Below are 24,015 nucleotides of genomic sequence, written 5' to 3' on the forward strand. Positions count from 1 at the left end.
GCGCCGCCGGCGGCTGGCGGTGGGTGCCCGGCGGCCGATCAGGTCAGGCCCGGTCCCGACATCGTTATAGAGCCCTCACGGGCCACCCGTCAATCCTCATCCATCGATATGTCACATCGCGTCATCCATGGGGCCGGCAACCGGTCTCAGGTGGTCAGGGGCGTGAGGAACACGGTGGCGGTGCAACTGATCGCGCCGACGTTGGTCACGGTCAGGGCGAGCTGGCGTTGGGTGGTGCCGTCCGGGTTGACCCGCTGGACGTACCAGGTGCGGGTGATCTCCATCTGACACGGGTCGGTGAGCTGCGCGCCCCAGGGCGACAGGCCGATCAAATGCACGGCGGTGAGCGGGTTGGCGTTGTTCCAGGTCCAGGTGGAGGAGCCGGCCGGGGCGAGGGTGCCCACGTACCAGGTGGTCGGCACGGAAAGCTGCGCCAGGCGGACCTGCGCACCGCAGGTGACCGCGCCGATGTTGCGTACCACGAAGGCGAACTTGCGGACCGCGCCGGCCTCCTGGAGGTACCAGGTCCGGGTGATCTCGAGCTGGCAGGCGGCTGCTCCGCTCGCGCCGGTCGGGCTCAACCCGAGCAGGTAGGAGACGGTCGGCGACACCTGCTCGACCCACCGGTAGTTGCCGGTGGCGCCCGGGGCGAGTGGCGCGATGGTCCAGTCGTACGTGGCGGGTTGGGCGGACAGCAGGACCGTCGCCGCGCAGGTGACGGCGCCGTTGTTGCGGATCTGGAAGTGGAAGCGTCGTTCCCCGCCCGGCTGTTGGGAGTACCAGCGGCGGGTCACCTCGAACTGGCACGGCAGGGCGGCGCTCGCGCCGGTGGGGGAGAAGCCCACCTGGTAGGCCACGGTGAGCGGGTTGGCGTTGTTCCACACCCAGCCCTGGGTGTCGCCCGGGGCCACCTGCCCCGTCGACCAGGAGGCCGCCAGGGCGGCGCGGTTGGCGGAGGCGTCGGTGCCGGCGGACACCGTCCCCGGTGGGGCCGGCACGACCCGCTCGGATCGGGTGCCGCCGGCGCGGGAACCGTCGGGCGGAACCGCCGCGGCGGGGACGGCCGAGCCGGCGAGCATCAGCAGCACCAGCATCGCGCCGAGGCGTACCCGTGGCGTCGTTCCTCGCATCTGCCGCCCCCACTCGATGTGCGTCACGATCGATCCTCACGATCGCACGCCCGCCCGGCCGATCATGCGACCGACCGGGACGGATAGCTGACACCGTGGCGTGGAGGCGGCTCACGCCGGTGACCGCGCCGCCGTGCCTCCGGGGGCCTGGACAACTTCAGTTAACAAACCTAATAATTAGCCTCCCGTCGATACCCCTCGACCGGGCACCCCTCGGGAGGACCGGATGGCGCGCAGATTCCGAACACCGTTCCTGGCGGCCCTGGCGGCCCTGGTCGCCGCCGCCGCGGCGACCCTGACCCTCGCCGATCCGGCCCTGGCCGCCGGTCCGACGGCCACGTTCACCAGGACCTCCGACTGGGGTACCGGCTGGGAGGGTCGATACACCATCACCAACGGCGGCTCGGTCCCGATCACCGGCTGGCAGGTCGCCTTCACGCTGCCGGCGGGCACCACGCTCGGCTCGTACTGGGACGCCACGGTCACCAGCGTGGGACAGCGGCACACCTTCACCAACCGCTCCTGGAACGGCACCCTGTCCCCCGGCGCGTCGGTGTCGTTCGGGTTCCTGGCCACCGGCTCCGGCTCGCCCGGCGACTGCACGCTCAACGGCGCGCCGTGCGGAGGTGGCGCGCCGCCCACCACGGCACCCCCCACCACCGCCCCGCCCACCACCGCCCCGCCCACCACCGCGCCGCCCACCACACCGCCACCGACCACGGCACCGCCCACCACCGCGCCGCCGACCAGCCCGCCGAACACCGGGCTGCCGCGGCACGCCCTGATCGGCTACCTGCACGCCAGCTTCGCCAACGGTGCTGGGTACCTGCGGATGGCCGACGTGCCCGCGGACTGGGACATCGTCAACCTCGCCTTCGGTGAGCCCACCTCCGTCACCTCCGGCGACATCCGCTTCCAGCTCTGCCCGGTCGCCGAATGCCCCACCGTGGAGACCGAGGCCCAGTTCATCGCCGCGATCCGCGCCAAACAGCAGCAGGGCAAGAAGGTGCTGCTGTCCATCGGGGGCCAGAACGGGCAGGTGCAACTCACCACGACCGCCGCCCGGGACACCTTCGTCCGCTCGGTGTCGGCCATCATCGACCGGTACGGCCTCGACGGCCTGGACATCGACTTCGAGGGCCACTCCCTCTACCTCGACCCCGGCGACACCGACTTCCGCAACCCGACCACGCCGGTCGTGGTGAACCTGATCTCGGCGATCCGCGCCCTCAAGCAGCGCTACGGGAGCGGCTTCGTGCTCACCATGGCTCCGGAGACGTTCTTCGTGCAGCTCGGCTACCAGTTCTACGGCTCAGGCCCCTGGGGCGGCCAGGACCCCAGGGCCGGGTCCTACCTGCCGGTGATCCACGCGCTACGCGACATCCTCACCGTCCTGCACGTCCAGGACTACAACTCCGGTCCCATCGTCGGGCTCGACGGCCAGTACCACACGATGGGCGGCGCCGACTTCCACATCGCGATGACGGACATGCTGCTGGCCGGCTTCCCGGTCGCCGGGAACGCCAACGCCGTCTTCCCCGCGCTGCGCGAGGACCAGGTCGCGTTCGGCGCGCCCTCCTCCACCAGCGCCGGCAACGGCTACCTCGCCCCCGCCGGCGTGCAACAGGCGGTCACCTGCCTCGTGCGGGGTCAGAACTGCGGCGGATACAGCCCCCGCAGCGGCACCAACCCCAACTTCCGCGGCCTCATGACCTGGTCCATCAACTGGGACCGGTTCTACTCCTGGGAGTTCCGGCTCAACCACGGCCCGTTCCTCAAGGCGTTGCCCTGACGCGAGGGCGCCCGACCGGCCGGACCCGCCGCCCGCCGGCGGCCCGTACCGGTGGCGCGGCCCGGTCCGTCCGGACCGGGCCGCGCCACGACCCGGTGGGCCGGGTCTGCCGGTGTGCCAGATCCGCAGCCGTGCCCTCGTCCGGGCGAAGCCGCCGGCGCGGGGTGGCAACGAGCGGACCTGGCTCCACGCGTTCCTCGACGAGCGGGTCGTCGGTCAGGCCGGCACGTCGCCGGCCGTCCAGCAGGACGAGTGGCCGTGGCAGCCGGTGTAACCGGCGAGCGCCTGGTGCAGCGCGGCCAGCCGCGAGGCGGGAAGGTCGCCGGCGAGGTTGGTGAGCTGGTCGGGGTCGGTCGTGCGGTCGTAGTACTCGCGCTCACCGTTCGCGTACTCCACGTAGGTGTAGGTCGCGGTCCGCAGCGCGTTGTAGGTGGTCGGGCTCCCGTTGCGTTGGTCCTGGGCGTCCGGGTCGTCGGCGGCCTGCTGGGGTCCGTGGTGCTCGACGAGCGCTCCGTCGCGCCAGTTCGGGGCCGCGTCACCCTGGACGAGACCGAGCAGGCTGCGGCCGTCGACGTCCGCGCCGACGTCCGCGCCGGCGATCCGCTGGAAGGTCGGCGCCAGGTCGATGTTCTGGACGACCTCCGGCCGGGTCCGGCCCCGGCTGACGCCGGGACCGACGATGACGAGCGGTACGCGTACGTCGGTGTCGAAGGCGGTCTGCTTGCCGCCGGTGAGCCGGTACTCGCCCATGTGGAAGCCGTTGTCGGAGCTGAACACCAGGTAGGTGTTGTCGGCGACGCCGCTGACCGTCAACTGCTCGCGGAGGTTGGCGATGAGCCGGTCCACCGCCTGCACCGCCTGCGCACGCTTGCGGAAGTTGCGGTCCAGGGTGTCCTTCTCGGTGGCGGTCAGGGGTCCGTTGCCGGCCAGCCAGGAGGGCGCCTGGCGGGGCAGGCGGTCGTAGGCCGGGCCGCGTGGGGCGGTGAGACCGGGGAACTTGTCGAGGTCCTGGTCGGCCGGGGTGAACGGGCTGTGCGGTGCGAACGTCGAGACCTCCAGCAGGAACGGTGTCCCGGCCGCCGCGGCGCGCTGGATGAAGGATCTGCCCTTCCGGGCCAGCACGTTGGTGAGGTAGTCGGCGGGTGCGTCGCCGTAGTGCCTGATCACATGGTTCTCGTTGAGGTCGTAGTTGTACTCGGGGTAGCCGTTCCCCGCTCCGTACCACTCGGACCAGCCCGGCGGGACGTAGGGCTGGGTCCCGCCCTGGGTGTCGGCCGGTTGGTAGCCGTTGAGGTACTTGCCCATGAACGCCGTGGTGTAGCCCCGGCCCTGCACGGCGGTGGCGAAGGTGCGGTTCTCGTTCCCCCGGCTCTTGAAGACCGCGAATCCGCCGTCGCTGCCGCCGTTGGTGAACACGCCGGTGTCGTGGGGGAAGTTGCCGGTCAGGATGGACGAGCGGGAGGGGCAGCAGAGCGAGTCCGTCACGGTGTAGTTGGTGAACGTCACGCCCTCTGCCTGCAACTGCCGTACCTGCGACAGGTACGGCACGAGGTTCCAGGCCAGATCGTCGGTGAGCACGAAGACGATGTTGGGCGGAGCGGCGGCGGGCTCGGGCGCGGGTTCCGCGCCCCGTGCGGGTGCCCAGGCGGCGACGGCTGCCAGCGTGACGACGGACATCGCGGCGAGGCGGCTCCGGAGAGTGGTCGGCATGGGGGCGAGCCTGCCTGATATCGACCGGCATCTCATTAACGGGTGGTAATGATCCGGTCAACGTGCCCGCGGCGCACGCGGTGACGACGAGGGTCGGCGAGCTTGGCACCTCTCGACAAAAAATTCAAGGTGGTCTAACTCTGGACCTTTACTGTTAACACTCCTAATAATTGGCTCCTCGGTTCCGTCCCCTCCGGAAGGCCCACCCCCATGCGCCGCCCCGCCGTCCTCGCCCTGGCCGCCGTCCTGGCCGCCGGCGGCACCACCGTCTATCTGGCGTCGTCCGCCTCCGCGGCCGCCGCCTGCTACCCGACCTGGTCGTCGTCCGCCGTGTACGTCGGCGGCGGTCAGGCCTCCTACCAGGGCGTCAACTACCAGGCCAAGTGGTGGACCCAGAACGAGAACCCGGCCACGCACAGCGGCCAGTGGGACGTCTGGGCCAACCAGGGCGCCTGCGGCGGCACCACGCCGCCGACCACGTCACCCCCGACCACGACACCGCCGCCCACCACCCGACCCCCGACCACCCCGCCGCCCACGACCACCCCGCCACCCACCACGCCTCCGCCGACCGGCAACGGTCAGCTCCCGAAGCACTTCCTCACCGGGTACTGGCAGAACTTCGACAACCCGGCCCAGGAGATCCGGCTCCGTGACGTGCCGGCCAACTACGACCTGGTCGCGGTCGCGTTCGCCGACGCGACGAGCACACCGGGCGCGGTGTCCTTCGGCATCGACGCGGGCCTGAGCGCCTCGCTCGGCGGCTACACCAACGCCGACTTCAAGAACGACGTCGCCACCCTGCACGCGCGGGGCAAGAAGGTCGTCATCTCGGTCGGCGGCGAGCGCGGCACCATCTCGGTCGCCAGTTCCAGTGCCGCCACGAACTTCGCCAACTCGATCGTCGGCCTCATCGGAACCTACGGGTTCGACGGCGTCGACATCGACCTGGAGAACGGCGTCAACGCGACGTACATGGCCCAGGCGCTGCGCGACATCCGCAACCGGACGAGCGCCAACCTGATCATCACGATGGCGCCGCAGACGATCGACATGCAGAGCACCGGCGGCCAGTACTTCCAGCTGGCGCTGAACATCAAGGACATCCTGACCGTCGTCCACACCCAGTTCTACAACTCCGGCGCGATGCTCGGCTGCGACAACACCGCCGCGTACAGCCAGGGGTCGGTCAACTTCCTCGTGGCGCTCGCCTGCATCCAGCTCGAGAACGGGCTCCGGCCGGACCAGGTGTCCCTCGGGCTGCCGGCCGCGCCGAGCGCGGCCGGTGGCGGCTACGTCAACCCCTCCGTGGTCAACCAGGCCCTCGACTGCCTCGCCCGCGGCACCAACTGCGGCTCCGTCAAGCCGCCGCGCACCTACCCCGGAATCCGTGGCGCCATGACCTGGTCGATCAACTGGGACGTCACCAACGGCAACGGATTCGCCAACACCGTCCGCCCGCACCTCACCACCTTGCCCTGACCCCCCCGCAGGAGCGTGTCATGAAACTCAGGCAGAAGATCCTGGCTCTGGCCGCCGTCACGGTCACCGCCACCGCGATCGCGATCGTCCCCATGTCCACGTCGAGCGCGGCCGTGGCCTGCTACCCGGCCTGGTCCGCGTCCGCCGTGTACGTCGGCGGCGGTCAGGCGTCCTACCAGGGCGTCAACTACCAGGCCAAGTGGTGGACCCAGAACGAGAACCCGGCCACCCACAGCGGGCAGTGGGACGTCTGGGCCAACCAGGGCGCCTGCGGCGGCGGCACCACCCCGACCACCCCGCCGCCCACCGGCCCGACCAACCCGCCGCCGGCCGGCAAGATGGCCGCGTCGCCCTACGTCTACCCCGGCTGGGGCAACCCGCCGGCGCCCTCGACCATCACCGCTCAGGGCGTCCGCGCGTTCACCGTCGCGTTCGTGCTGGCCAACGGCTGCAACCCGGTCTGGGACGGTGAGGGCGGCCTGACCGGCGGCGTCCACGAGTCCTGGATCAACCAGGCCAAGGCGGCCGGCGCGACGATCGTCCCGTCGATCGGCGGCTGGCAGGGCAACAAGCTCGGCCCGAACTGCGCCACCCCGGAGGCCCTCGCCGGGGCGTACCAGAAGGTCATCAACACCTTCGGTCTCAAGGCCATCGACATCGACATCGAGAACTACGACGAGTTCGAGAACTACGTGGTCGCCGACCGCATCGTGAGCGCGCTGGGCATCATCAAGCGCAACAACCCGGGCGTCACCACGATCCTCACCTTCGGGACGACCACGAGTGGCCCCAACACGCACGGCGTCCGGCTGATCAACCAGGCCCGGGCGCTGAACGCCAACGTGGACGTCTTCACCATCATGCCGTTCGACTTCGGCGGCGGCAGCGACATGTACACCAGCACCCGCAACGCCGCGGAGGGCCTGAAGAACCAACTGAAGTCCACGTTCGGCTGGAACGACCAGACCGCCTACGCCCACATGGGCATCTCCGGCATGAACGGCCTGTCCGACCAGCAGGAGGTCACCACCCCGGAGACCTGGACGCGGATCCGTGACTACGCCAGGAGCAGCGGCCTCGCCCGATTCACCTTCTGGGCGGTGAACCGCGATCGCGGCTGCGCCGGCGGGGGCGTGGTCTCCACCTGCAGCGGCATCGCCCAGAGCGACTGGGAGTTCAGCCGCATCTCCGCCGGCTTCTAGGCCCGGAGGTCTCCGGTGGACGGTTCAGCGACCAGGCGGAACCCGAAACCGGAGACCTCACCCGCCGGTTGCGGACCCCGGTGAGGGGATCACCGCCTCCGACCAGCGGCGTCACTTTTCTGGGGTATCGAAGCGTGTGACCGTGTGCCACGATCGCTGTCGAACCCGCTCAGGGCGCCGCGCAGGTCTCACGACGGTGGTGCGAGCCGTGGCTGACGTAGTGAAGGGCCGATGGACAACCGGTATCAGTACTACCGGATCGCTGATCCGACCTTCTACGACCGACCCGGTGCGGACGGCGGCCCCCGGCGGGACCGCTTCGGGACGGACCTGCGGGCCGGGCCGGGATGGGACCTGTCGACCCGGGACGGGTGGACGATGGTGACGCCGCCACGGGGCCTCGTCGCGACGCAGGGTTGGAAGATCCACGTGTCCGCGACGCTGGACAACGCCCGACGGATTCTCGACACCGTCTCGACGTACTGCCAGCAGGCGCAACTCGCGTACAAATTCCTCAGCACCGAACTCGATCTGACGCTGCGCAACTCGAAGTACGCGGACCGGGCCGCCAGCGGCAAGTTCATCACGATCTACCCCGAGGACACCGACGAGTTGGAGGCCGCGCTCCGCCGGCTCGGCGCGCGGCTCGACGGGGAACCCGGCCCGTACATCCTCAGCGATCTGCGGTGGGACCGGGGCCCACTGTTCGTGCGCTTCGGCGGGTTCGCGCCCCGCCGGGTCACGACGGCCGACGGCTCGCGGGTTCTCGCGGTGCGGCAGCCGGACGGCACGCTCGTGCCCGACCGGCGGGAACCCTCCTTCTCGGTGCCCGCCTGGGTCGACGTCCCGGCCTTCCTCCGGCCGGCGGTCCAGGAGCGCGGCCGGCAGCAGACGCGACCCGAGGAGTTCCCGTACGAGATCGAGGGTGTGCTGCACTTCTCCAACGGCGGCGGCGTCTATCGGGCCCGGGACGTCAGAACGGACCGGGTGGTCGTGCTGCGGGAGGGCCGACCGCACGCCGGCATCGACGGCCTCGGCCGGGACGCGGTGCACCGACTCGACTGCGAGGCCGACATGTTGGCCCGGCTGCGCGGGCTGCCCTGCGTCCCGGCCCTGTACGAGAAGTTCACCTGCTGGGAGCACGTGTTCCTCGCCGAGGAGTTCATCGAGGGGCGGACGCTCGGTCGCGAGTTCAGCGCGCGGTACCCGCTCACCCGGGCGGGCGCCGGTCCGGACGAGATCCGGGACTACGTCCGGTGGGCGCTCGACGTGCTGGGGAAGGTGGGCGACGTCCTCGCGGACCTGCACGGTCGCGGGGTCGTCTTCGGCGACCTGCATCCGCACAACGTCATGGTGCAGCCGGACGGCGCGGTCCGGCTCATCGACTTCGAGCTCGCCACCGGGGTGGACGACAGCGCCCGGCCCGCGATGGGCGCGCCCGGCTACGTCGCCGCGGACGGTCGCACCGGAGTCGCCGCGGACCGGTACGCGTTGGGGTGCCTGCAACTGTCGATGTTCCTTCCGCTGACCGCCGTGTTGCCGCTCGCGCCGGGCAAGGCCGCGCAACTCGTCACCGCGGCGATGCGGCGCTTCGACCTTCCCGCCGGGTTCGGGCCCGAGGTGGTGGCCAACCTCGGCCTGGCCGGGGACGACCAGGGTGCGGTGTCCGCCGCGTCGCCGGACCTGGTCCCCGGTGACCTGGACACGCCGGAGGTGCCGTTCACCCGCGTCCGCGCCGCCCTGGCGACCGGCATTCTCGCCACCGCCACCCCCGGGCGGCGGGACCGGTTGTTCCCGGGGGACATCGAGCAGTTCCAGGTCGGCGGTCTCGGGCTGGCCTACGGCGCGGCGGGTGTGCTGCACGTCCTGGACCGGACGGGGGCCGGACGGTTTCCCGAGCACGAGGAGTGGCTCGTACGCCGGGTGCAGGACGAGCGGGGCGCGCTGGCGCCGGGCTTCTACGACGGTCTGCACGGCGTGTGCCACGTCCTCGACGGGCTGGGCCGGCACGAGGAAGCGTTGACCCTGCTCGACCGCGCGCCCCGGGCCGCCGGGCTGGATCTGCTGTCCAGTCACCTGTTCGACGGGCTCGCCGGCATCGGTCTCAACTATCTGCACTTCGCCACCGCGACCGGTGACCGGAGCTGGACGACCGCCGCGCTGGACATCGCGTCGAGGCTTGAGGACCGCGACGCGGGCCGGGCCGCCGCCGGCAACCGTCCGGCCGCCGGCCTCCTGCGGGGAGCCAGCGGCGTCGCGCTGTTGTCGGTCAGGTTGTTCGAGGCGACCGGTGACCGCGCCCACCTGGAGTCGGCGGAGCGCTGGTTGCGGCACGACCTGGGCCGCTGCGTCCTGATGCCGGACGGGTCGCGTCAGGTGGACGACGGGTGGCGCGTGTTGCCCTACCTCGCCGCCGGCAGCGCCGGCATCGCGATGGTGCTGCGGGAGTTTCTCCGGCACCGGCCGAGTGACGAGCTGGGGACGGTGCTCGGCGAGTTGACCCGCGCGGCGTGTGCCGAGTTCACCGTCCAGTCCGGCCTGTTCAACGGGCGGGCCGGACTGCTCGCCCTGTTGCTCGGCCTGGACCGGTCCGACGTTCCCGTCGTCGCCGCGGACGGCGGCGGCATGACCGTCGCCGACCTCGTCCGTCGGCACGTGGCCGCGCTCTCCTGGCACGCCGTGGCCTATCGCGGTGGTCTCGCCTTCCCCGGGGACCAGCTCGAACGGCTCTCCACCGATCTGGCCACCGGCGCGGCGGGCGTCCTCCTCGTGCTCTGGGCCGCCGCGCGGCGTGCACCTGTCCCCGTCCTGCCGTTTCTCGGCGGGACGGTGCCGCGACGAGAGCGGAGGGGGGTGATGAGATGAACTTTCTGTTGAACCTGCAGGGCGTCACTGTCGAGCAGGAGCCCGCGCCCGAGGCGCCCACCAGCACCTTCAGTTACTTCTACTGCCGGGACTACAGCACGTACAGCGTGTGGGTCGGCTGCGGCGACTAGCCGCCCCGTCCGGGTCCACGCCCGGCTACCGGCTCCCGGGGACGACCGTCGCACGGGTCGCCCCGGGAGCCGTTGCCGTCGCTGTCGCCTGACCGCCAGTGTCCGGGCACGGACAGTGCACGCGTGCCGGCGTCCGGGCCGGTCGATGATGGGTCCGTCGACGTGCCGCCGAAACGGGCCGGCGGGCGTGGCACTCCGGCAGGAGGATGGACATGTCGTTCGAGGTCGACTTCAACTGGGCGTCGCAGGCCGTCATCGAGACGGTGGCGGTGCCGTTCCCGTCCCTGGAGACGCCACCGGACGTGGTCGTCGCCGATCCTCCGGTCCCGCAGTTGGCCTTCCAGCAGTCCGGTCCGGTCACGGTCACGATGCTCGGCTGTGGCCGGTGGAACCGGGACACCAGCTACCGGTTCAACGCCGGCTGCAACCCGGAGCCGCACCACGCGGCGCAGGTGGGGGAGGTGGGGGTGCTCTCCGCAGCCGAGGCGCAACGGTTGGAGACGTGGTTCCTGCAGCGCTATCCGAACTCCAACCCCGCCGTGCTCAAGAACGGCGGGAAGTGGAATCTCGTCCTCACCCGCAACGGCGCGGTGTTCAACTTCCACGTCGCCGTCCAGCCGGGCTAGCCGCGACGCGGCGGGGGCGCGGGCCGGCCCGGCCGGCCCGCGCCCCCGCCGGTCACCGGTACACGCGCACGTAGTCGACGAGCATCCGCGCCGGGAACGGCGTCGACGCGTCCGGCGGGCCGGGCCAGTCGCCGCCCACGGCCAGGTTGAGGATCAGATAGAAGGGGTGGTCGAACACCCACGGGCCGCGGGTCGTCTCCACCGTCTCCTTGCTGGCGTAGAACACCTGCGTGCCGTCGACGAGGAAGCGCATGCCCCGGCTGTCCCACTCGACCGCGTAGACGTGGAAGTCGGCGGACAGGTCGACCGTCCAGACGTGCTCCTGGCCGTAGCCGCCCCCACCGTTGTAGGCGGGCGCGTGCAGCGTGGTGTAGCTGCGGTAGGTGTCGCGGCCGAGAATCTCCATGATGTCGATCTCGCCGTTGTACGGCCACGGCCGGCCGGTGAGGAAGTCGCCGCCCATCATCCAGAACGCCGGCCAGAGGCCGTTGCCCCGGGGCACCCTGATCCGCGCCTCGATCCGGCCGTACTGCACCTGGAACTTCGTGCCGGTGTTCATCCGGTGCGAGGTGTAGGCGCGTCCGCCGGCGTTCTCCCGCCGGGCCTCCATGACGAGTTGGCCGGCGCCGTTCATCGCCGCGTTGGCGTTGTCGGTGTAGTACTGCGACTCGTTGTTCTGCCCGGTGCCCGGGTCGACGGTCCACTTCGCCGCGTCCGGCCGGGCGCCGGCCGGTCCGTCGAACTCGTCGGCGAAGACGAGGGTGGTGGCCGGGAACGTGGGGTCGGCGGGCCGGGCCGGGGGAGCGGTCGGGGCGCCTCCGGTGCCGTACACCTGGAACTCCCACAGCGAGTACCCGTAGCCGTTGCTGCGCGCGGTGCCGTACATCCGCACGTAGCGGCCGGTGCCGGTGACGGTGAGGTCCTGCCGGAAGCCCGGGTTGCTCGTGGTGCGGTAGACGGTGGTCCAGGTGGTCGCGTCCGTCGAGGTCTGGATCTGGTACGCGGTGGCGTAGGCCGCGTCCCACTGGAGGACCACCCGGTGTACGGTCGCGGTGGCCCCGAGGTCGACGTAGATCCAACCCGGGTCGACCCAGCCGGTGGTCGGGCTCGTCGCCCAGCGCGAGGCCGGGTCCAGGTCGAACGCCCGCGCCGGCGAGCACTGCCAGCAGGCGCCGTCGTCCTGGTGGGACGAGGCGACCGCCGGCTTGCCGTAGGACAGCAGCACGTCGCCGCCGGACGGTGGCGGCGTCGTCGGGGTCGTCGGGGTCGCTCCGGTGGTGCGGACCGCGAGTTCCCAGAGCGAGTAGCCGTACGCCGTGGCCCGCGCGGTGCCGAGGACCCGCAGGTAGCGGCCGGAACCGGTCACGGTGAGCTGTTGGCCGCCGCCGGTGCCGGTGGTGGTGGCGTAGACGGTGGTCCAGGTGGCGCCGTCGGTGGAGAGCTGGATCTGGTACGCCGTCGCGTAGGCCGCCTCCCAGGTGAGGTCGACCCGGCAGACGGCGCGCTCGACGCCGAGGTCGACGCGCAGCCACTGCGGGTCGGCGGCGGCGCTGGACCAGCGGGTGCCGGGGTTGCCGTCCACCGCCGCCGAGGCGGGCAGCGCGGCGTTCTCGGTCGACGAGGCGGTGGCCGGGCGGTTCGACGCGGCGTTGCCGGTGGTGTCGCACCCGGTGGCGGCGGGCGTGCCGTACACCTGGAACTCCCAGAGCGAGACCCCGTACGCGGTGCCCCGGGCGGTGGTGGTGACCCGCACGTACCGTCCGGTGCCGGCGACCGCGAGCGTGTCGACGCCGCCGTCGCCGCCGGTGACGGCGCGCAGCGTCGTCCAGGTCGCGCCGTCGGCGGAGACCTGCACCTGGTAGGCGGTGGCGTACGCGGCCTCCCAGGCGAGCACCACCTGGCTGACGGTCGCGGCGGCGCCCAGGTCGACGCTGAGCCACTGCGGGTCGGCGGCGGCGCTGGACCACCGGGTGCCGGAGTCGCCGTCCACCGCCGCCGAGGCGGGGAAGGCGGCGCTCTGCGTGGACGAGGCGGTGACCGGGCGGCCCTGGGACAGCAGCGGGTCGGCGCCCTGGGCCGGACCGGCGGCGAGGCCGGTCAGGGTGGCGACGAGCGTCGCCGCGAGGGCGGCGGCGGTGAGGCGGCGACGGGTACGCGTCGGCGGGTCGACGGTGCGGACGGGTTGGCGGTTCATGGGCGTCTCCAGGAGCGGGCGGTGGCCGGAGAATGGCTCGCCGGTCGGCCGTGACCAGCGGTGGAGAGCGCTCCCTGGTGACCAGGTTCGGCGCGCGACGGGCGCGTGTCAAGGAAATCCGGCGGTTCCGGAACCACGCCGCCGCCGCGCCATGGCATCGACATCTGTGGTTGCATGTGGGCATGCGTCGCACTCTCGCCCACCTGCTGGCCGTGCTCGTCGCCGCGTCGTGCGTGCTCGTCGCCGCGCCGGCCGGCGCGGCGACCACCGCGCCGTCCCTGGTGCTCGGCACCGACTTCCCGGACCCCGACATCCTCAAGGTCGGCGGCACCTACCACGCCTACTCGACGAACAACGGCAACGGCAACGTGCCGGTCGCCACCGCGTCGGCGCTCACCGGCCCGTGGACCCGACGCGCCGACGCGCTGCCGACGCTCGGCGCCTGGGCCTCCGGCGGCCTCACCTGGGCGCCGGACGTGTCCCGCCGGGCCGACGGCACCTATCTGCTCTACTACACCGCCCGCAGCCGTGCCGCCGGCCGCCAGTGCATCGGCGCGGCCACCTCGACCTCGCCGCTCGGCCCCTTCGCCCCGGTCGGGTCCGGCCCGCTGGTCTGCGACGCCGCCGAGGGCGGTGACATCGACCCGTCCAGCTTCGTCGACACCGACGGCCGGCGCTACCTGCTCTACAAGGACGACGGCAACGCGGTCGGGCAGCCGACGAGCCTGTGGGCGCAGGCGGTCGCCGCCGACGGCGTGACGCTCCAGGGCGGCCGGGTCGAACTGCTGCGCAGTGGCCGCGCCGAGGAGGCGGGCGTCATCGAGGCGCCGGTGCTGACCCGGGTGGGCGCGCACTACGTGCTCTTCTACTCCCTCGGCGGGTACGGCGGCGACGGCTACCAGACCAGCTACGCCAGCGCCACGTCGCTGGCGGGCCCGTACACCAAGGCGTACCGGTCGCTGCTGACCACCGCCAGCCTCGACGGCGCCGTGCGCGGGCCGGGCGGCGCGGACGTGGTGCGCGAGGCCGGCGGCGACCGGCTGGTCTTCCACGGCTGGGTCAACGACTACTCGGCGCGCGGCATGTACGTCGCCGACCTCGGCTGGGCCGGGGACAACCCGGTGGTGCGGGGCAGCCGGGTGCGCTACGAGGCCGAGCGGGGCACGCTCAACCACTGCGCCGTCCGGAGCACCGCGACCGCCTCGCAGGGACAGGTGGCGGCCTACCTCGACTACGCCGACAGCTGGGTCGAGGTCAGCGTCTTCGCGCCGCGCGCCGGCGGCTACACCGCGTACGTCGGCTACTCCGCCGGCTACGGCGACGCCGAGCACACGCTGACCGTCAACGGCGGTGGCGCGCAGGTGGTCGCGTATCCGAACACCGGGTGGGAGACGTGGCGGCAGGTCCGCGCGGACGTGGTGCTGAACGCCGGGTGGAACACGCTGCGCCTGACCCGGCGCAGCCGCTGGGCGGAACTCGACTACCTGGAGATCGCCTGATCGTCGGCACGGGTGACGCCGTTCGTGGGGCGGGAGCCCCCGGGCCTCGCCGTGCCTTCCGGGCCGCCCGGCCGGGTGGCCCGATCCCGACACCGTACGGAGGTCACGTGATCACGAGAAGGAGCCTGCTCGTCTCGGCGGCGGCGGCGGTGGCGGTCGGCGCCGGCGCACCGCTGCGTGCCGGCGCCGCACTGCCCGAGGTCGACATGGAAGCCCTGATCAAGGCGGCGCAGATCGATCCGCGCCGGGCGGACACCGCGCTCACCGAGGGCGCCCGGGACAGCGTGCTGCTGGTGGAGCGCGCGTTGCAGGCCCGGGGGCTGCTGGCCTCGACGTACGTGGACGGGCACTTCGGCACCAGCACCGTCGCCGCGTACGCGGCGTACCAGCGCTCGCTCGGCTACACCGGCCTCGACGCGACCGGCCTGCCGGGCCCGTCCTCGCTGCGGTCGCTGGGGGACGGACGCTACACCGTGGTCCGGTCGATCTCACCCGGCAGCATCGTGACGATGCGCGGGGTGCAGGTCAACACCCGTACCCGGTCGATGCTGCTGGAGGCGGAACGTCTGCTCGGGCGTCAGCTCGGCCTCACCCAGGGCTCCTACAACACGGGCGTCGGCGCGTCCGCCGGCACCCACGACGGCGGCGGGGCGCTGGACATCTCGGTCAGCGGGCTGTCGTCGGCGACCCGGACCGACGTGCTGCGCCGGCTGCGCACGGTGGGCTTCGCCGCCTGGTACCGGACCCCGGACCAGGGCGACTGGGGATACCACATCCACGCGATCGCGTTGGCCGACACCGACCAGTCGACCGGTGCCCAGAACCAGGCCGGCGACTACTACCTGGGCCGTAACGGCCTGGCCAACCGGGCACCCGACGACGGTCCGGTGGTCAGCCCGAAGCGCACCTGGGAGGAGTACCAGCGGGCGCTCTGAGTCGCGGCACGCCGGCCGACTCCGACCTGACGGGACACGGAACGGGGTGGCCCGCGCGCCGACCGGCGCCCGGACCACCCCGCCCGTCGGCGGTGTGACAGGCGTCAGCCGCCGGTGATGGTGAACGTGGTGCCGGGCTGCCGGACGATGTCACCGTCGGCGGAGTTGCTGATGGTGACGTTGGTCAGCGTGGCGTTGCCCCGGGCGCCGCTCATGGCGAGGATGCCCGCGCCGTTGTTCGACCGGTCGATGCGGACGTTGCTGATCGTGACGTTCGGCATGCTGCCGCCGCCGTTCTTGAACTGGATGCCGTCGTAGGTGGAGTCGATGACGTCGGTGTCGCGGATGGTGACGCCGGTGATGTCGCCGCTGGCGGGGAACAGGGTGATGGCCCCGAACTCCTGGTCCTCGTTCCAGAACACGCCACCGCACCGGTAGAGGCCGTTGTTGGCCACCAGCGTCGTGCCGGAGAACGGCAGCGGACTGTGGTCGGTCGCCAGCATGATCCCGGGGTAGTTCATGGTGTCGGAGATCAGGTTGTTCTCCACCGTGTTCCCGTAACCGCCGTAGATCGCGACGCCGTTCGCCCGCCACGGCAGTTGCACGGTGTTGTTGAGGAAGCGGTTGTCGTGTGCCACGTCCACCGCGGCGTCCTTGACGCGGGGGTTGGCCCACACCGCGAGCGAGTCGTCCCCGGTGGTGCGGAAGGAGGAGTTGAACACCCGCGAGTTGCGGGTGCCGTTGGAGAAGTTGACCCCGTCGGCGTAGGTGTCGCGGATGCGCATCCCGGTGAACTCCAGGCCGTCGCCCGGGTTCCAGTAGGCGGGGGTGTCGGAGTAGTCGCGGCCCACCCAGGCGCCCACGTTGACGTGCTCGATCCAGACGTTGCTGATCTTCGTGTTCTTCCCGAACCGTCCGTTCAGGCCGTGCCCGCGGTTGGCGCGGTTGGTGGTCATGCCGAAGATGGCCAGGTCCGAGATGGTGGTGTTGTCGTCGATGTCGAAGCCGACGTTGCCCTCGTGCGGGTGGTTGATGTTGCCCACCACGTTCTGCGGCTCGGTCTCGGTGTAGAGCTGCGAGTGCCACATGCCCGCGCCCCGGATCGTGGCGTTGCGGATGCCTCGCTGGTTGTACTGCCCGCGGTTGGGGTCGGGGGAGAGGATCTTCTGTTCCTGCCGCCACTGGCCGGCCGGGATCCAGACGCAGCCGATGACGCCGTTCTGGTCGTCGGTCACGGCCCGCTGGATGGCGGCCGTGTCGTCGATCCCGTCGTTGGGGACGGCGCCGTAGGCGGTGATCGAGGTGCACTCCGCCGGCTTGCTCGCCGGCGGCGCCACCTGCTCCAGGTCGATCAGGTCGACGACGTAGAACGACGCGGTGTCGGTCGCGTCGCGTTGCAGCCGGAACCGGGTGCCGGCGGGGTACGACTGGGCGAGCAGGGCGTGCGACTCGTCGAACAGCCGCCGGGCGTTCGCCTGTGGGGTGTTCGAGAGCGACTCGGTGTCGTCGGTGGTGCCGTACAGCCAGCTGTTGCGGGAGGAGAGCGTCAGTTTCTGGACGAACGTGTCGTTGACGTAGAGGCTGAGGCTGGCGGTCAGCCCGCCCCCGTTGGGCGCGTCGGGGATGGAGTTGCGGACGACTATCGAGTTGGCCGGGCTGGTGGAGGTGACCTCGACGAACTGGCCGGTGCTGGTCAGCCGGACCGACTTGCGGCCGGACGACTCGGTGGCGAAGTTGGTGTGGCCGAAGGTGCGCAGCGGGTCGGCCTCCAGCAGGGTGCCCTGGTAGCGGGCCGCCTCGGCCTCGTACTCCGTCCACGGCACCGCCGCGCCGCGTCCCACCACCATGGACTGCGACAGCGAGTTGTTCGTCTCGTTGGTCTCGGTGACGACGCCGCTGGCGTCGGCGGTCGCGGTCAGCGTCACGCCGCCGGCGGTCGCCGTCCAACTGCCGGTCACGGCCACGGTGGCGGTCGCTCCGGCGGCCAGTGCCCCGGTGGCGGTGTTCAGGGTGGTGCCGCCGACCACGAGCCGGGTGACGCTGGCGGCGGCGGCGCTGGTGCCACGGTTGCGGACGCTGACGGAGAACGTCACGGTGGCGCCGACGGCGGGACTCGGCGGGTTGCTGGTGATGGCGACGACCTGGAGGTCCGGGCCGGGGGCCTGGCCGACGACCAGCGGCGCGGACGCGGTGAAGCTGTTGTTGTCGTTGTTCTGCTCGGCGACGGTGTCCGCCGGGTCGACGACCACGACGAGGGTGTAGCTGCCGATGGCCTGCGCCGGCGCGGTCGCCGACACGGTGGCCGTGGCGCCGGCGGCCAGGGAACCGACCACGCCGCTGGCGACGACGCCGCCGTTGAGCCTGAAGTCGACCTTGGTGCCGGCCGCGGTCGCGCTGCCGCTGTTCCGGACCGTCGCGCTCAGGTTGACCGGCGTGGCCTCACTCGGCGCGGTGGGGGTCCAGCTCGCCGCCGTCACGACCAGGTCCGGGTTCGGCGCCCAGCCGCCGAAGACCTGGAGGTCGGCGACCTGCGCGCCGGGCGCTCCGGTGTTGCCGGTGAACCTGAGCTGCACCTCGGCCACCCGAGCGGTGACCGGGATGGTCACCGAGTTCCGGTTGCCGGACGGGTCGAAGCCGTAGGCCGCGGCGGCCTTCAGGGTGGTGAACGTGGTGGCGCCCTGGGCGCGTCCCCGCACCTCGATGGTCTGGGTGCGGGCGCCCCAGACCGGGTCCGGGTTGAGTTTGACCACGATCCCGGTGACGTCGGCGTCGGCGCCCAGCTTGACCGTCAGGGTCGCCGGGAGTCCGTTCGACTCCCAGTAGGAGGTGGGGCTGTTGTCGGTGGCGTTGGCGGCCACGAACGTGAACACCGAGGAGGACGCGTCGACGGGCTTGCCGGCGGACAGGTTGGTGCCGGACGGTGTGCCCGGGTCGCCGCCGCCCTGCCCGGCGACGCCGTAGATCTCCAGCTCGGCGATCTGGGCGGCGGGCCATCCGGTGTTGCCGGTGATGGTCAACCGCAGGTAGCGGACGGTCGCGGCGGTGAAGTCGATCGTCACCGTGTTCCCCGAGGCCGGGTCGAAGACCCGTCCCGCCGAGGGGGAGAGGGTGCTGAAGGTGCTGCCGTCGCCGCTGCCCTGCACGGCCAGCGTCTGGGTCCGGGTCGCCCAGGCCGTCGACGCCGGCAGTTTGAGTTTGACCTGGTCCACCGCGACGCTGCTGCCGAGGTCGACCTGCACCCACTGCGGGAACGCCTGGGCGGGGCTCTCCCAGTACGTCTGCTGGTTGCCGTCGGTGACGTTGCCTCCGACGTAGGTCTCGACCGAGCCGCTCGTGGACACGGCCCGGCCGGCGGCGAGGTTCGCGCCGCCGGCTGCCGCCGCCGGGGTGGGTACGAGGGCCGACAGGCCGGCCAGCAGGGCTGCGGTGAGCCCACTGACGAGCCGTCGGCGGTGATTCTTCGGTGTCATCGGGTCCTTCGATCCGTGGGTGCGGGGGCGGGCCGCTCGCATCACACTGATGCGATTCTTGGCTTCTTCCGTGGTGTCGTTACGTTCTTGCGTCTCTCTAGCGAGTTTTTGCAAGGATGGCCGTCAATGTTTCAGACGGATGACCGACACGTCAACGGGGTGGAGGAAGAAAGACCACGGAGCGGGAGCGGCGGCGCCATCGGCGCCGGTCGCTCGCGTCGGTTCCGGAGCCGCCCCGGGCGGCTCCGGAACCGTCACGCGTTCACCAGCCGACGGCGACGATCAACCACTGCGGGTCGCCGTGCGAGACGAACGACGACTGGTCGGCGACGTCGTCGTACGGGAAGCCGTAGGCGCGGCCGTTGATGGCGCGGTCGTGCCAGAACTTCGCGTACCAGTTGGCCGGCGACTGCTGGTAGAAGCGGGTCGGGTCCTCCCACTGCGTGCGGGGCAGCTGCGCGGTGTGCCGGTTCAGCGCGGCACAGCCGGTCGGGTCGCCGGCGAACCGGCCGGCGCAGCCGAAGATGTCCGACGTGGCCGCCGACAGCCCGACCGAGTCGGCGTACGCGGTGAAGTAGCCGGCGTACTGGCCGCCGGCCCGGAACTGCGGCGAGCTGCCCGGCGCCGGGATCCGGTAGGGCGCCTCGATGCTGGCCAGGTGCTTGAACTCCGCCGGCACCGCGTCGGCGAAGCGCTGGAACGTCACCGAGCGGTCCTCGGCGAAGGTCGCCTCGTTCTCGCCGACCGCGACGTCGTAGCCGTCGCGCGCGTGCAGCCGCATCGCCAGCTTGAGCGCGAACGCGTCGACCCGGGTGGTGTTGCCGTTGAACTGGTTCGTACCCACCGTGAACTCGATGAAGTCGCTGTACTGACTGGTCGGCGAGCCGAGGCGGAAGTACATCCGGCCCGCGGAGTTGACCGGCATGTCCAGGTAGGGCTGCTCGGCGATGGAGTGGGTCTGCCCGTTGAAGCTCCAGTAGACCTGGCTGTCGGGGTAGCGGCCGTTGGTCCGGTTGAGCACCTTGACGGTGAGCACGTTGCGGGCCGGCGGAATGCTTGTCGTGTCACCCCAGAACCCGCCGGTCGGCGGTGGGGTGGTCGGCGGCGTCGTCGGGTCGTCGGTGGTGGCGACCGCCACCTCCCAGAGCGAGTAGCCGTAGGGCGTGGCCCGGGTCGTGCCGTACATCCGCAGGTAGCGGCCGGTGCCGGTGACCGCGAGGGTCTGCGTGCCGCCGGTGCCGGAGGTGGTCGAGGAGACGGTGGTCCACGGCCCGTCCGGTGCGGCGGCCACCTGGAGCTGGAAGGCCACCGCGTACGCGGCCTCCCACCGGAGCGTGACCTGGCAGATGTTCCGGGTGGCGCCGAGGTCGACGCGTAGCCACTGCGGGTCGGCGAACGCGCTCGACCAGCGGGTGCCGGTGTTGCCGTCGACGGCGGCCGAGGCCGGGAAGGCGGCGCTCTCGGTGGACGAGGCGACCGCCGGGCGGCCGGCGGCCACGTTGCCGCCGCAGGCGGCCAGGCCCGGGGCGGCGCCGGCCGAGGGGGCGGCGGCGAGCATGCCGCCGGCGAGCAGGGTGAGCGCGGTGACGGCGGCGGCGAGCAGCCGACGCCCGGGACGGCCGGGGGCGGGACGGGCCGGCACGAGCCGGTGCGGGACGGGTGGGGTGGGGGACATGAACGCCTCCTTCGGTGGATCCGACGGAGGGCGCTCTCTCGGTCACCGAGGGTGGACCCGGATCGCGGTCGCTGTCAAGGAACAACCCGGCGCTCCATGATCTTTTCCGGACTTTCCGCGCATCGTTGACTCAGTGAAGAGCGTCGATGACGCTGGGTGCGAGGGCGCTCTCTCCGCAAGGTCCCCACCACCACCGTCTGGGAGCCACGCATGCCCGCGACACCACCGCTGCCCGCACCCGTACGCCGCCGGCACCGCCCGGCCGGCGTGACGCTGGCGCTGCTCGCCCTCCTCGCCACGTATCTCGTCGTGCCCGGCCCGGCCGCCGTCGCGGCCGGGCCGCTGATCTCGCAGGGACGCCCCACCACCGCCTCGTCGTCCGAGGGCGCCGCCACCCCGGCCGCCGCCGCCACCGACGGCGACGCCGGCACCCGTTGGTCAAGCGCGTTCGCCGACCCGCAGTGGCTCCAGGTCGACCTCGGGGCCACCGCCACCGTCGACCAGGTGCAGCTCGTCTGGGAGGCGGCCTACGCGACCGCGTTCCAGATCCAGGTGGCCGCCGCGCCGACCGGACCGTGGACCACCGTGCACACCACCACCGCCGGCACCGGCGGCACGCAGACCCTCGCGGTCACCGGCACCGGTCGCTACGTGCGGATGTACGGCACGGCCCGGGCCACCGGCTACGGCTACTCGCTCTGGGAGTTCAGGGTCTTCGGCAGCATCGGCACCACCCCGCCGCCCACCGGCCGGCCCATCTCGGAGTTCCGGAAGGTCGCCGCGTCCTCGTGGGAGGGTGGCAACGCGCCCGCCGCCGCGCTCGACGGGCGGAGCACCACCCGCTGGTCGAGCCAGTTCGGCAGCGACCCGCAGTGGCTGAGCATCGACTTCGGCGGCGTCGCCACCATCAACCGGGTGGTGCTCGCCTGGGAGGCCGCCTACGCCACCGGCTACCGCCTCGAGACGTCCGCCGACGGTGCCACCTGGACCACGATCTACGCCACCACCACCGGCCGGGGCGGCACCGAACAGCTCACCGTCACCGGAACCGGTCGCTACCTGCGTCTCTACGGCACCGCGCGGGCCACCGGCTACGGCTACTCGCTGTGGGAGGTGCAGGCGTACGGCGGCGTCGACGACACCGCCACCACCGCGCCGCTGCTCTCCGGCCCCACCCGCCCGCCGGCGACCCGCGACCAGTTCGCGCTGACCGCGCCGGCCGACGCGGCGATGGTCACCACCACCCGCCGGCCCGCGCTGAGCTGGACGGCGGTCGCCGGCGCGACCCGCTACCAGGTGTGGATCAACATCAGTCGCACCGACTACGACTTCACCGCCGCCGGCAACCTGCTCGACCTCTACACCAAGGTCGCCGAGCCGACCGGCACGACCTACACGCCCACCTGGGACCTGCCGGACCGCTGGACCTACCAGTGGTACGTCACCACCATCGGCGGCACGCCGGTCACCTCGAACATCCGGCGCTTCAGCGTCTACCTGCCGGTGCTGGAGAACGTCGCCGACGGGATCGGCGTCGTCGCCGGCGCCCGCGACCTCAACCGCAGCGGCGCCATCGAACCGTACGAGAACTGGCGGCTGCCGGTGTCGAGTCGGGTGGACGACCTGCTCACCCGGATGACGCCAGAGGAGAAGGCATACCAACTGTTCTACAACGCCCAGGCGTACCCCCGATCGGGTTGGCACTTCGGCCCCGCGCAGGCGGCGGACCTGCACAGCCAGCTGCTCGCCTCGGCCGGCACCCGGCTGGGCATCCCGTTCGTCTCGGCGGGCGACACCATCCACGGCTACCAGACGACGTACCCGATGCAGAGCGCGCTGGCCGCGGCGAGGAACTACCCCCTCGACTACCGGCTCGGCGACATGCAGCGGCGGGAACAGTTGGAGGTCGGCACCCGCGGCGTGCTCGGTCCGCTGGCCGAGGTCGGCACCAAGGTGATCTACCCCCGGATCCAGGAGGGCAACGGCGAGAACGCGCAGGTCGCCGCGGCCCAGGTCCGCGCCCTGGTGGCCGGCCTCCAGGGCGGCCCGGAGCTGAACCCGCACTCGGTGCTGGCGACGGTCAAGCACTGGCCCGGCGAGGGCGCCGGCGGCGAGGCCCTGATCGTCTACGACAACGTGACGATCAAGTACCACATGATCCCGTTCCGCGCGGCCATGGAGGCCGGCGCGGTCAACATCATGCCCGGATACGCGGGCAGCTCGCTGCTCGACCCGGGCGGCCCCGGTGCCGGGGACAGCGCCAAGATCCTCGCCTACCTGCGGCAGAACCTCGGCTACCAGGGTCTGATCACCACCGACTGGCTGCCGTCGGGCTCCTGGATCGGCGCGGCGAAGGCCGGCTCCGACGTGATGGGCGGCGCCGACCCGGGCGCGGCCGGCTTCTCGATCGCCGACTTCGTGGCCAACGTGCCGGCGTCGCGCATCGACGACGCGGTCCGGCGGGTGCTACGGCTGAAGTTCCAGCTCGGCATCTTCGAGGCCCCGTACGGCGACCCGGTCAACGGCCCGTACCGCTTCCACCAGCCGGCGTACACGGCGCTGGCCGACCAGGCCGCCCGCGAGGCGATGACGTTGCTGAAGAACGACGCCGGCACGCTGCCGGTGCGGCTCGCCGCCGGTGACGACATCGTGGTCGCCGGACCACGGGCGGCCGACGGCGGCTCCTGCTGCGTGTGGACCAGCTTCTTCCATGCCGAGTACGGCTCGCGGACCATCCTGGACGCCATCCGGGACCGGGCCGCCGAGGCCGGGGTGACCGTGCACCAGGACGACAGCCCGAACCCGAAGCTGGCGGTGGTCGCGGTCGGCGAGGCCTCCTACACCCACGCGACCAACTGGCCCAAGGAGCAGCCGTACCTGCCGCCGGACCAGCTCGCGGTGATCCAGAAGTTCCGCGCCCGGGGCATCCCGGTGGTGGTGGCGCTGGTGCTGCCCCGGCCCTACGTCATCACCGAGTGGCGGGACCTGGCCAGCGCCGTCGTGGTCACCTACCGGGGCGGCGAGGAGATGGGCCCGGCCCTGGCCGGCCTGCTCTTCGGCGACTACCAGCCGCGCGGCAAGCTGCCCTGGCAACTGCCCCGCAACCTCTCCGACGTGCTGCGTCCGGGCGGCACCGACACCCCGACCGACGCGGTCGAGTCGTGGGACCTGCCGTACGACCTGGGCGCGACCGCGGCCGAGCGGGGGCAGATCCGGGCCGCGATCGACGCGGGACAGCCACCGGCGACGACGTACGGCAATCCGCTCTACCCCTACGGCGCCGGGCTGACCGGCTTCTGAGCGC

Annotated in this window: 13 protein-coding genes and 1 pseudogene; 9 read left to right on the plus strand and 5 right to left on the minus strand. The window is 72.0% G+C overall.

Annotation, left to right across the window (positions count from 1 at the left end):
• Nucleotides 1-146: 146 nt before the first annotated feature.
• On the minus strand, nucleotides 147-1,157 hold the full coding sequence (locus tag TPA0908_RS17090; protein ID WP_281939115.1) for a hypothetical protein: 1,011 nt from the start codon (nucleotides 1,155-1,157) through the stop codon (nucleotides 147-149).
• Between the two features lie 199 nt (nucleotides 1,158-1,356).
• Between TPA0908_RS17090 and TPA0908_RS17095 the strand changes: the two genes are divergently transcribed.
• A complete protein-coding gene (locus tag TPA0908_RS17095) occupies nucleotides 1,357-2,922 on the plus strand; it encodes a chitinase (RefSeq protein ID WP_281939116.1) in 1,566 nt (521 codons plus the stop codon).
• 216 nt (nucleotides 2,923-3,138) lie between these two features.
• Here TPA0908_RS17095 and TPA0908_RS17105 read toward each other — a convergent pair whose 3' ends face one another.
• Nucleotides 3,139-4,632, minus strand: coding sequence for a sulfatase family protein (locus TPA0908_RS17105; protein ID WP_281939120.1), 1,494 nt, complete (start codon nucleotides 4,630-4,632; stop codon nucleotides 3,139-3,141).
• A gap of 210 nt (nucleotides 4,633-4,842) precedes the next feature.
• On the opposite strand from TPA0908_RS17105, the gene TPA0908_RS17110 reads away from it, so the two are divergent.
• From TPA0908_RS17110 to TPA0908_RS17130, 5 genes are all read left to right on the plus strand, one after another.
• Nucleotides 4,843-6,114, plus strand: a complete 1,272-nt coding sequence (locus tag TPA0908_RS17110) for a chitinase (protein WP_281939122.1) — start codon at nucleotides 4,843-4,845, stop codon at nucleotides 6,112-6,114.
• A gap of 20 nt (nucleotides 6,115-6,134) precedes the next feature.
• Entirely contained in the window at nucleotides 6,135-7,316 is a 1,182-nt protein-coding gene (locus tag TPA0908_RS17115) for a carbohydrate-binding protein (protein WP_281939124.1), read from the plus strand.
• A 231-nt stretch (nucleotides 7,317-7,547) separates the two neighbouring features.
• Nucleotides 7,548-10,181, plus strand: a complete 2,634-nt coding sequence (lanKC, locus tag TPA0908_RS17120; protein WP_281939126.1) for a class III lanthionine synthetase LanKC — start codon at nucleotides 7,548-7,550, stop codon at nucleotides 10,179-10,181.
• Complete coding sequence (locus TPA0908_RS17125; protein ID WP_255562982.1) at nucleotides 10,178-10,312, plus strand: hypothetical protein; 135 nt, start codon at nucleotides 10,178-10,180, stop codon at nucleotides 10,310-10,312. Before lanKC ends, TPA0908_RS17125 begins: the two co-directional genes overlap by 4 nt.
• A 212-nt stretch (nucleotides 10,313-10,524) precedes the next feature.
• Nucleotides 10,525-10,938 carry a hypothetical protein gene (locus TPA0908_RS17130; protein WP_281939131.1) on the plus strand — a complete coding sequence of 138 codons (414 nt, stop codon included), beginning with the start codon at nucleotides 10,525-10,527 and terminating at the stop codon, nucleotides 10,936-10,938.
• Between the two features lie 52 nt (nucleotides 10,939-10,990).
• Here the strand turns inward: TPA0908_RS17130 and TPA0908_RS17135 are convergent, their stop codons facing one another.
• A complete protein-coding gene (locus tag TPA0908_RS17135; protein ID WP_281939133.1) occupies nucleotides 10,991-13,132 on the minus strand; it encodes a discoidin domain-containing protein in 2,142 nt (713 codons plus the stop codon).
• A gap of 182 nt (nucleotides 13,133-13,314) precedes the next feature.
• Between TPA0908_RS17135 and TPA0908_RS17140 the strand changes: the two genes are divergently transcribed.
• Nucleotides 13,315-14,631 carry a family 43 glycosylhydrolase gene (locus tag TPA0908_RS17140; protein ID WP_281939135.1) on the plus strand — a complete coding sequence of 439 codons (1,317 nt, stop codon included), beginning with the start codon at nucleotides 13,315-13,317 and terminating at the stop codon, nucleotides 14,629-14,631.
• Between the two features lie 107 nt (nucleotides 14,632-14,738).
• The gene (locus TPA0908_RS17145) at nucleotides 14,739-15,566 is read left to right on the plus strand and encodes a peptidoglycan-binding domain-containing protein (protein ID WP_281939137.1); all 828 of its coding nucleotides are present in this window, start codon (nucleotides 14,739-14,741) and stop codon (nucleotides 15,564-15,566) included.
• Between the two features lie 104 nt (nucleotides 15,567-15,670).
• Here TPA0908_RS17145 and TPA0908_RS17150 read toward each other — a convergent pair whose 3' ends face one another.
• The gene (locus tag TPA0908_RS17150) at nucleotides 15,671-19,036 is read right to left on the minus strand and encodes a CARDB domain-containing protein (protein WP_281939139.1); all 3,366 of its coding nucleotides are present in this window, start codon (nucleotides 19,034-19,036) and stop codon (nucleotides 15,671-15,673) included.
• A 331-nt stretch (nucleotides 19,037-19,367) separates the two neighbouring features.
• Nucleotides 19,368-20,711: pseudogene (locus tag TPA0908_RS17155) on the minus strand (beta-1,3-glucanase family protein); the annotation flags it as partial.
• Nucleotides 20,712-20,921: 210 nt separating this feature from the next.
• On the opposite strand from TPA0908_RS17155, the gene TPA0908_RS17160 reads away from it, so the two are divergent.
• Complete coding sequence (locus TPA0908_RS17160; RefSeq protein WP_281939141.1) at nucleotides 20,922-24,011, plus strand: discoidin domain-containing protein; 3,090 nt, start codon at nucleotides 20,922-20,924, stop codon at nucleotides 24,009-24,011.
• The last annotated feature ends 4 nt before the right edge of the window (nucleotides 24,012-24,015 follow it).

The sequence above is a fragment of the Micromonospora sp. AKA38 genome (genome assembly GCF_027925725.1).
Taxonomy (GTDB): domain Bacteria; phylum Actinomycetota; class Actinomycetes; order Mycobacteriales; family Micromonosporaceae; genus Micromonospora.

What these genes read in the sequence shown, in the direction of transcription:
- lanKC (WP_281939126.1), top strand. Translation starts at nt 7,548, where the DNA reads ATGGACAACCGGTATCAGTACTACCGGATCGCTGATCCGACCTTCTAC.
- TPA0908_RS17140 (WP_281939135.1), top strand. Translation starts at nt 13,315, where the DNA reads ATGCGTCGCACTCTCGCCCACCTGCTGGCCGTGCTCGTCGCCGCGTCG.
- TPA0908_RS17110 (WP_281939122.1), top strand. Translation starts at nt 4,843, where the DNA reads ATGCGCCGCCCCGCCGTCCTCGCCCTGGCCGCCGTCCTGGCCGCCGGC.
- TPA0908_RS17105 (WP_281939120.1), bottom strand. Translation starts at nt 4,632, where the DNA reads ATGCCGACCACTCTCCGGAGCCGCCTCGCCGCGATGTCCGTCGTCACG.
- TPA0908_RS17125 (WP_255562982.1), top strand. Translation starts at nt 10,178, where the DNA reads ATGAACTTTCTGTTGAACCTGCAGGGCGTCACTGTCGAGCAGGAGCCC.
- TPA0908_RS17150 (WP_281939139.1), bottom strand. Translation starts at nt 19,036, where the DNA reads ATGACACCGAAGAATCACCGCCGACGGCTCGTCAGTGGGCTCACCGCA.
- TPA0908_RS17160 (WP_281939141.1), top strand. Translation starts at nt 20,922, where the DNA reads ATGCCCGCGACACCACCGCTGCCCGCACCCGTACGCCGCCGGCACCGC.
- TPA0908_RS17130 (WP_281939131.1), top strand. Translation starts at nt 10,525, where the DNA reads ATGTCGTTCGAGGTCGACTTCAACTGGGCGTCGCAGGCCGTCATCGAG.
- TPA0908_RS17135 (WP_281939133.1), bottom strand. Translation starts at nt 13,132, where the DNA reads ATGAACCGCCAACCCGTCCGCACCGTCGACCCGCCGACGCGTACCCGT.
- TPA0908_RS17095 (WP_281939116.1), top strand. Translation starts at nt 1,357, where the DNA reads ATGGCGCGCAGATTCCGAACACCGTTCCTGGCGGCCCTGGCGGCCCTG.
- TPA0908_RS17115 (WP_281939124.1), top strand. Translation starts at nt 6,135, where the DNA reads ATGAAACTCAGGCAGAAGATCCTGGCTCTGGCCGCCGTCACGGTCACC.